We start from the raw sequence: 9,546 nt of genomic DNA on the forward strand, positions 1-9,546 counted from the left end.
CTCACCTACTGGCGGAACCTCTAAGGATGACGAATGGGATGGCTCTTTCGTTGTCGCATTCCGCTCTTCCGACGACGTCGCTCGTCTGGTGATCGGCGGCACCTTCGACGTACCCGGCCGCGTGGACTGGATAGCCGAGTCGCACGTAAAGCGAAACGGCTCCTGGGAACTGGTGGCCTCGACGGAGGAACCCGATCTGATGGTCGGACGCCTCACCACCCGGAAGATAATCCGAGAGTTTCTTGCGACGCAGAAGTCGATCGGCGGTTCCGAGGGCTCTGGGATGGGGCTGACTTGGACAGCGGAACGAGTCCTGTAAGGTGTTTCGTTTAATGGGTCCTGCGTTCGTCACCCGTCCGCGTCCTCCTGCGGTCCAGCGGGCGCCGCAGATTGCGGGCCAGGAATCTGCCACGACTGCTTCAATCGTTTGCCGTCATAATCGATGGTGTAGCCGCCCGTGATCTCTGGAAGGATCGACAGAGTGTCCTCGATGATGCTCGTGAGTGTCTCGGCAATAACCCGCAGCCCGTCGCCGGCCACTGCCGTCGTCTTCTCGGTCAGTCCGTCCCCAGCTGTGTGCCGGCGCGAGTGCCCACCCACGGAACGGCCTGTCACATTGCCGTCGTGGTCAAGAATATCGCGGCCGATACCGGACGTGGCGTCTACGCCGATGACGGACTCGTGCTCTTTGCGCCAACGATGGAAGTTCTCGCTACGAATATCGAGCAGGGCCTGCCACTCAAGGCTCTTCGCTAGAGCCTCAAGGTGGTTTATTGCTGAGCGGTGAGCCGTCGGCAGGGTCCTCCGGAGACGTTTAACTTCATCTTTGTTCAGCGACAACCAAGCGTCACGGTGTTCCGTTTCAAATGGTTGGTAACCGGGCCCGAGCATTGAGTAGCGGTCTGTCTCGCCCAGTAGCTCGCACGTACTCGGCACTGCCCGGGCCACTCGCACAACGAAGTTGATCAGTCGGTGCCCCACGCTGACAGCAGTGTCGACGGTATTGTCTGCGNGAGATGCCGCTGAGCTATCGCCATACCTGCGGGTTCCGCTTTAGCCTCGATCAACCTGCTGTGCCAGACTGCTTCGACGTACGTGGCGGAGCTGAGCATCAAAGACTCCGCCATCGAGCCGGCGAGCGCACACGTCTCGCGCCACTGGCTCTTGGTGAGAGCGACGTTCAGATGCGGTTCGAAGTCGGCACGACTGTAAATCCAGGCAGTGTTAAACGCGTGTCTCACAATGTCGAGGTTGAGCTCGTCCAGATTCGGACGTAAGTCAGTACTCCCCGCGTGCGCGCCGATATGGGCAAGTTGAGACCACGCCACCACTGTCCATCCATCCGCTTCTTTCATAGTCACCCCTCTTGTTTGGCAGCTGCACCTCTCTAGTCCTGCAAAAAGGTTCCGATCGAACCTCGGCCGAGTTGACGGCGGCGGGCCGGAAATGCCGGTACCGGGCGTCCGGACCACCCGCGTTCGCGCACTAGGGTTCACGCGCTCCACATAACCACCGGGACGATGTGCGCCAGATTAACGCCGGTTCTGTAAGGTCGCTATCCCCGAGCCTAGGCGCCAAGCTGCGGTACCGGTTCGTGCCCATCGACAGAGGGTCTTATTCCTCATGCGCTCTTTCGGTAGGTCGCATCGAAGACGGCCCCGGCGAGCCATTGTTTAAAGCTGCTGTTGTCCTGGAACTCCTTGAAGAGCTGAGTGTCATCGGAGATGAGGCGCAACATGACCTGGCTGAGAGCACGGTCACTTTCCACGCGGGCGTTCACAGGATCGTCGTTAGCCTGTGCGTTCTTGTAGGCCTCATCCTCGGACACAAGCCGCGGAATCTCTTCGGTGATGAAACGCTCCACGCGGTCGGCATCGTTCCATTCGATATTGCCGAAGTGGTCATTGAAGCTCCGCACGATCGCCGAGAGCCTCTCGAGCTCCGGGTCCGCGCGGTACGCTCCACCAGCGGCAGGGACCGGATCGAGGGTGCCGTCCTCGTCATCGAGCACGATCTTCATCGCGTTGAGCTTCTCAGCCCGATACGACTCCAGGTCGATGTTTTCAAGAATGCCAGTGGAGAGGTCTTCCTCCTTGGGAGCTGGCAGCTTAGGCACTAGGTGATCGAGGAAGATCGATCGTTTTTCCCACTCGCTGCTGCCGTAGGGAAGGACGGTGGAGAGGAAGTTATAGGTGCGAAGGAAGGCCTTCGCATTGCCCTTGAAAGTCACTTGGTCGTCTTCGTCGGACAGCTCGATGTACTCTGCCACGCTGGCATCGAGTAGCGGATCGAGGCGGTCCCGGGGCTCCCCTGCCAGGTAGCGCCCCACGAAGTCGTCCACTTGCTCGGGGTTGTAGATGCCGAACGCATCCAGATCGTTGGCCAGATCGTGCAACTTGTTGGCGTCCGTCTCTCCCGCCAGCACGGTAGTGCGGTAATAGGGATCGAATGCGCGCTGGATCTCGTCGGCGTCGTTTGCGAAGTCAAGGACGAACGTGTCGTGCTTCGCGGGGTGTGCCCGATTGAGCCGTGACAACGTCTGCACTGCCAGCACACCCGAAAGTGGCTTGTCCACATACATCGTGTGCAGGAGTGGCTCGTCGTAGCCGGTCTGGAACTTGTTCGCGACTACAAGGATCCGGTTCGGATCAGTCTTCACTTGCTCGGCGATCGCTTTGGAGGGGAAGCCGTTCAAGATCGCCTCGGTTACCTTCATGCCCTTGTACTCGTGCTCGCCAGAAAACGCCACGATCACCTGGTAAGGGCTCTTGCGCGCAGCGAGCGCCTTACGAATCGCATGGAAGTACTCGATACATCGAGGGATCGACGATGTCACGACCATTGCTCGCGCCCGACCGCCGATCTTGCGCTTTGCGACCACCTGAGCGAGGAAGTGCTCGACCATGATCTCGGTCTTCTGCGCGATGGCGTGCTCGTTACCCTCGACGTAGGCGCGGAGCTTCTTTGAGGCGCGCTTCGCGTCGAACTCGGGATCGTCCTCGACAGTCTTCATGAGCTTGTAGTAGCTGCCGACGGGCGTGTAGTTGGAAAGGACATCGATGATGAAGCCCTCCTGAATCGCCTGCTTCATCGTGTAGGAATGGAATGGTCGGAAGCTGGTACTGCCATCAGCGTTGGGTGCTGGCTCGCCGAACATCTCGAGGGTCTTATTCTTCGGCGTGGCTGTGAACGCGAAGTAGCTCGCGTTAGTCAGCAGCTTCTTGCCCTCGATGATTCGGTTGATCTGGTCCTCGAAAGTGTCTTCTTCGTCTGCTTCGACGCCAGCGAGCACGTGCGACACGGCCGCTGAGGTCTTTGATCCCTGAGACGAATGCGCCTCGTCGATGACGATGGCGAACGTACGATCACGGAGGTCGGCTCCGATGTCGTCCAGGATGTACGGAAACTTCTGCACCGTGGTGATGATGATTTTCTTGCCGGCATTAATCGCTTGCCGCAGATCTCCAGAGCGATCGGCATGGACGACAGTGGACCCCACCTGCAGGAACGACTTGATGGTCTGCGTGAGCTGGTTATCAAGGATGATGCGGTCGGTGACGACAATTATCGAGTCGAACGCGATCCGTCCGGCATATGTAGATTCTGTGAGCTGGTGAGCCAGCCAGGCGATCGAGTTCGACTTTCCGCTGCCAGCTGAGTGCTGGACGAGATAGCGACGACCTGCACCGTTCGCTTCGACGTCCGCGAGAAGCTGGCGCACCACATCGAGCTGGTGGTACCGGGGGAAGATCGCCCTCGATACCTTCTTTCCGGTCTTTGGGTTCTTTTCAACCACGATCTGCGCGTAGTTCTCGATGATCCCGGCAAGGCTCGGAGGGGAGAGCACCTGCCGCCACAGGTAGTCCGTCATCACCCCATCAGGGTTCGGCGGGTTCCCCGCTCCGTCCCTGAACCCCTGGTCGAATGGCAGGAACCACGAGGACGCGCCCTTGAGCTCGGTGCAGAACCGTGCGCGCTGATCGTCGAGCGCGAAATGTGCAATCGTCCGCCCAAACGCGAACAGCGGCTCGCGAGGGTCGCGGTCGCGCTGGTACTGCTGCACCGCGTCTTCCACGGTCTGGTTCGTGAAGTTGTTCTTCAGCTCGAACGTGAACACCGGCAGACCGTTGACGATTGCCACGAGATCGACGGCATCGCCCGTGCTGCTGACGCTGTGGTGCACCTGCCGAGTGACTACGAACCGATTTGCGGCAAAATGCCCACGCGCCTTCGAATTCCCGGCCGCGGGCGTCGGGTAGTACAGGTCAATGTGGCGACCATGATGGTCGATGCCGTTCCGCAACACGTGGACGATCCCGCGCCGCGTTATCTCTCCCTGCAGCCGAGCGAGGAACTTGTGGCGCGTTGGGGTCTCGGTGGCGAGCCCGAGCGGTTCGACGAGGTCGGGCTGGGTCGATTCGATGAACGCAGCGAAATGGCGAAGATCGAGTGCGTATGAGGCGACGTAATCATTTGGTACACCCTCAATCCAGCCACCCTCTCTCATCTGAGTGACGATGAGCGTTTCCAAGCTCTCCTCGTTTAGACGCTGCATGATCAGTCCTCGCCTTCGCTCAATACCTCATCGTCACAATTATCGAGCAACAAAATCTGGTTGTCGGACGTTTCAGGCGCTTCAGGCAACGTCGCTGCGATCGATCTGACGTCAACTTGGCCCGTCACGACGTCAGCGGCGAGGCGGGCACGGAACTCCTGAAGCAATACAATCTCTTCAGCAATCTTGGAAGTAACACGTCGGAATTCTTCGTCTCGAGCCATTATTTCGCGAACAACTCGCCCTTGCATCGGTAGGTCAGGAAGCCTCACGTGCATGGAAAGCAGGTCTTCGGTGTACAGCCGCCAAAACCCTTCAACGATTCCCTTAGTGCGCCGTCGAAGTTCGGGGCGGACACTAGCCGACTTAAGCTGTCTACACAGGAACTCGGGAAGAACATCTCCATGGGCACGCAGAACTGTGTAGTCAGAACTTACTACACCCGACAACGGAGCCACCGCAAAAACTCCGAGATGCGCCTTGAGCCTGTTAAGTACGATGTCGCCCGGCTGACAAATTCGTCCACCTGCCATGGACTGTGCGGTGAGTGTGCGCGAAATTCGATCAGCTGGAACCAGACCAAACTTCTGACTCATGGACAGATGTTGCTCCTCGCCCCGAGGCGATCGCTCGTCCACCTCATGCAGGAGAGACTTAAGCCGCACGCTTCCGAGATCGACGCGAGTCTGATCGTTCAGATCCTGATCATCATGAGCATGACGTTTCTCTTCCAGTAGGGCGGAGAGTCGGCGCTTGGCGGCGATTGCCTTGTCGATACGGGCGCTCGCGTAGGCGAGGTACTTCACGATCGCCGCCTGCTCCTCCACCGGTGGCACAGGGAGCAGGTCGACAGCCAACATCGAGTAGTCGATGTTCTGGCCTTCCCTAATGCCGGTAACCGCGAGCGTGAGTGAGCTAACGAATGGCTTTGATTTGAACAGGTAAGTCAAGTAGTCACGATATCCAGCCGACCCGGCTGTCAGCACGGTGTAGGCGGGAGAAATGATTCCTCGATGGTGGCAACGCTCGATTCCTCCCTCGAACGAGCGCAGACTGATCACAAAGTCGCCAACCTCAACAAGCTTTAGAAGGTGAAGATCCTTGGACGCAGTGACAGTCCGTGTTCCATAGTCGGCCTTCCTGATGACGCCATGGCTCTGCGTCGCTGCAAGTAGCGGCTCGTCGGGGTATCCTTTTTCGACTCGTTCAGTCAACAGCGACTTCGTTCGCTCGGTCGACCAATGCGCAGGCAACTCTCCTAGCCACGGACTGTTCCTCGCCGTGTATTGGCCGTACCGAGGGAGATCACGAAACATCACTGTTCGCCCGCGATCTCGGCGATCAGGTCATCGGTCTCTGCTTCGAGAGCGCGGATGTCCGCTTGGATCTCAGCGAGAGTGCGCATCGGAGCAGGCTTGTAGAAGTGGCGAGTAAAAGAGATCTCGTAGCCGATCTTGGTCTTCAATTCGTCGATCCAGGCGTCCGGCGCATAGGGCGTCACCTCACGTCGAAAGAAGGCTTCGATCCCACTCGTGTGTTCGCCAGCTGGCTCCGTCAGCGGCACCTGCTCGGTGTCGCGAAGCTCGGTGTCAGGTTCGTACTCGACAACGCGGGTACGACCAGCGATGACGGCCTCGTACCGTCCGTGTAGCGGGTCAGGTACAGCCGTGTACGGGAGAGCCTTCTTGATGACTGGCGGCGCACTTTCATCGCGCACGCCATCTTCTTTGAGCTGCTTGATCTCCTTCGCGGTGTAGATGCGGTTCGGGTCCACGCCGGCAATGCGCAGCGGACGCTCGACAACGATCTTGTTGTAGCCGAAGTCGATACCGTCGAACACCTTGGAGCGATCAGAATCTTCGAACTTGTCGAACGCAGTGAATGCCTCAAGCACCTTGTCGGCGTCGGTAACGCCAACCTCGACACCTTTCTCGCCGAGATTCTTGCGGAGCGGCGTGTACCAGCTGGTCGCGTCGATGAGCTGCACCTTGCCTTTGCGGCGTTCTTCCTTTCGGTTGGAGAGAACCCACACGTAGGTCGCAATGCCAGTGTTGTAGAACATCTTGAGCGGCAGTGCGACGATTGCCTCGAGCCAGTCGTTCTCAATAATCCACCGGCGGATGTTGCTCTCGCCCTGGCCCGCGTCGCCCGTGAACAGCGACGATCCGTTGTGCACCGATGCGATGCGGGAGCCCAGCTCGGTCTCCTGCTTCATCTTCGAGATCAAGTTCGCGAGGAACATGAGCTGCCCGTCGCTACTGCGCGTGACAAGCGAGTACTCGCTGTCGCCGTTGTGGGTCACGACGAACCGAGGGTCGATGATCTTCTTCGCGCCCCCGAGTCTGTCCTGGTCGGTCTTCCAACTCTTGCCGTACGGCGGGTTCGAAAGCATGAAGTCGAATTCCTGGCCCGCGAACGCGTCGTTTGACAACGTCGAGTACTCCGGCCCGCCGACGATGTTGTCTGCAGCCTTGCCATCGCCCTTGAGAATCAGGTCGGCCTTCGCGATCGCATACGTCTCGGCATTGATCTCCTGCCCGTACAAGTGGGTCGAGACCTTCTTGCCGGACGACTCCGTCAGGTGATGCAGTGTCTCCTCAGCAACGGTCAGCATGCCACCGGTACCCATAGCGCCGTCGTACAGGCGGTACGTGCCCGACGGGACGGCGTCAGCAATCGGTTCGAACATAAGCCGGGTCATGAGTCGGACGGCGTCGCGCGGCGTCCAGTGCTCGCCGGCCTCTTCGTTGTTCTCCTCGTTGAAGCGGCGCACAAGCTCTTCGAAGACCGTGCCCATCCCGTGGTTGTCCATCCCCGCTGGGGAGAGATCGAGATCTGGAGCGAGGAACTTCTCAATCAACGCACCGAGCGCGTCAGCCTTCGTGAGACGAGGTAGCTGGTTACGGAACTCGAAATTGTCGATGATCTCCTGCACGTTGGGCGAGAACCCGTCCAGGTACGCCTCGAAGTTCTGCCTAAGGCGAGTCGAGTTCGCCACGTGGCGAAGGTCCTGAAGCGAGAACCCCGAGGTGTTGTAGAAATCCTGCTTGGCTGCATCCCGCAGCGGTGCGTCTTGGTCGGCGACGCCCGCCTCATCCAGCACCTTCTTCATTGCCATCACGGCTTCTCGCGTCGGGCCAAGGACGCTGTCCAGGCGACGCAGGACCGTAAAGGGAAGGATCACGTCACGGTACTTGCCTCGGACATAGAGGTCGCGGAGCACATCGTCAGCGATGTTCCAGATGAGGGCCACGATTCGAGCGTGGTTGATGGAGCTATGTGGCACGAGGATCCTTCACTCTTGATCAGACTTCTTGCCTACCGGCTTGGCGCCGACAGTGCTACAGGCAATGCCGCCTCACCAGTAAGAAGACGGTGGACGGCACCACTGACATGGTCCCAGACCGCGTAGCGGTATCTCGACACGGTGCCGTGTTCCAGATAGTGGCGCCCAGCTTCAGTGGTCGTCGCCGACCACATTCCTGCTCTCGTTATCATCTGCGGCAGACGCCTCCACTGGAGGTCCTCACATTGACGATGTCCGGGCCTGGGAAGAAATCAGTTCGGCAGTCACCCAGGATCCCAACAACTGATATCGACATGAGCGAGAGACTTGACTGGAGGGGGCTGGGTTTCAGTTGGTCGCATCCGCCTGGACCGCGATAGCGCGCAGGGTGTTCTTCGCGGGCTCACTGAGTCGTTCGCTGAACGCGCGGAAATACGCTTTCTCAGTGTGCGTGGGAGCTGCGGTCCATCCGGGACTTGTATCCAAATCGGCATGGGCGACTTCTATCCAAATCCATGTGACGGCATACGGCAGCGTGACCGCCCGCCGCCGTGGATTCTGGGATCTGGCCCAGCCGGGAAACCACGTTTCGGGCTCGGACGCTAGCTGCCTCACAACGCTTTCGGCGCTGCGATAGTCCGTCCCGCCTTCCAGCTCATCTGCTACTCGCTCCAGTGCGTCTGCGACCTCGTGTGGTGACCACTTGACGTGTTTGGTCACTGCTCTTGCTGTGCTGGGTCCGACCTCCGCTTGGAACCCGAGAGCGGATGCTGATTCCGACCAGGACCGTCCTGGCCGGGAGATTTTTGCTAGGCACAAGCTAGCGAATCTTCGGCCGAGGAACGAATGTGATTTCATGATCGGCCCGATATGCTCCTCGTAGAGTTCTTCGTGCAGAACCTGCGGAATGTGCGAGTCAGGCAGGTCTGTCCGGACCCGTATCGCCACTTGACGGGATGTGCTTTGTCGTGGTTGCAGGCACTTCTGCACGATCTCGTGCAGCATTGGTGCTTGAGGCGTTCGATTGCGGATCCAGCCAGCCTGGCCCCCATGAGTAGCGGGGATGTGAGCTATCCAGGGATTTAGCATGGCCGCTGCGGCCTCGACTGTTGTGGCGGTCAGAATCTGGTGAGCCGCTCCAATCGCTTTGCCTCGGATCTTCGGATCATCGGCTGGCCGTATGCCCCACCGCGGTCCTCGTAACTCTGTCCGTCGTAGTGCCGCTTCCGCTCGGAGGCTCTCGCCCCAGCCTGCCGCACTCTCGGGGGACGAGTGCGTTGCGATGTGCATGAGAAGGACTGCAGTCGCCCTCAGATCAGCGAGGTAGCGCTCCGGCGGAGTTTCAGTTCCAAGACAACGTAGGGACACCCCTGCTATTGCTTGACGTATCGCCTTGCTGGCTACGACGTCGTCGTGCGGTGACTGCTCGATGGGGTGGGCCAGGGCTGAGTGACGGCAGTTTCGTCGAGGGCCGAGAGGGTTACCGCACGGCTGTGTGGTTGAAAGCTCAGGTCTGAGGGGGCTTGTCCTTCGACTGCGAAAACGCTTGCCACATTGCGTGCACGATGGCACCAAGTAGTTGGCGTGGACATCGCAAACGGCGATAATGGGCAGTCTCCACTCAATGAGCCATTTCCCCGAATGCAGGCATTCGGGGCAGATTTGTGTGCCCTGTAAGGGGGCTCTTCGCATCTAAGTGTGGGGT

5 protein-coding genes are annotated in these 9,546 nt (G+C 59.3%); 1 reads left to right on the forward strand and 4 read right to left on the reverse strand.

What is annotated here, in order from left to right; genetic code table 11:
• Positions 1 to 319: hypothetical protein (locus AYO52_RS18725; RefSeq protein WP_216635328.1), on the forward strand; the 319-nt coding region annotated here is incomplete at its 5' end.
• 29 nt (positions 320 to 348) lie between these two features.
• On the opposite strand, the gene AYO52_RS18365 is transcribed toward AYO52_RS18725, so the two are convergent.
• From AYO52_RS18365 to AYO52_RS13100, 4 genes are all read right to left on the reverse strand, one after another.
• Positions 349 to 891, reverse strand: coding sequence for a hypothetical protein (locus AYO52_RS18365; RefSeq protein ID WP_156523609.1), 543 nt, complete (start codon positions 889 to 891; stop codon positions 349 to 351).
• A gap of 730 nt (positions 892 to 1,621) precedes the next feature.
• Complete coding sequence (locus AYO52_RS13095) at positions 1,622 to 4,555, reverse strand: type I restriction endonuclease subunit R (protein WP_067718145.1); 2,934 nt, start codon at positions 4,553 to 4,555, stop codon at positions 1,622 to 1,624.
• Positions 4,556 to 4,557: 2 nt separating this feature from the next.
• The gene (locus AYO52_RS18730; protein WP_216635329.1) at positions 4,558 to 5,769 is read right to left on the reverse strand and encodes a restriction endonuclease subunit S; all 1,212 of its coding nucleotides are present in this window, start codon (positions 5,767 to 5,769) and stop codon (positions 4,558 to 4,560) included.
• A gap of 101 nt (positions 5,770 to 5,870) precedes the next feature.
• Positions 5,871 to 7,808: a class I SAM-dependent DNA methyltransferase gene (locus AYO52_RS13100; RefSeq protein ID WP_253702143.1), complete on the reverse strand. Its 1,938-nt coding sequence runs from the start codon at positions 7,806 to 7,808 to the stop codon at positions 5,871 to 5,873.
• Between the last annotated feature and the right edge of the window lie 1,738 nt (positions 7,809 to 9,546).

This window comes from Dietzia sp. 111N12-1, assembly GCF_001658045.1.
GTDB classification, from domain to species: domain Bacteria; phylum Actinomycetota; class Actinomycetes; order Mycobacteriales; family Mycobacteriaceae; genus Dietzia; species Dietzia kunjamensis.

Coding starts and splice junctions, on each gene's coding strand:
- AYO52_RS18365 (WP_156523609.1), bottom strand. CDS start 891: ATGCTCGGGCCCGGTTACCAACCATTTGAAACGGAACACCGTGACGCT.
- AYO52_RS13095 (WP_067718145.1), bottom strand. CDS start 4,555: ATGCAGCGTCTAAACGAGGAGAGCTTGGAAACGCTCATCGTCACTCAG.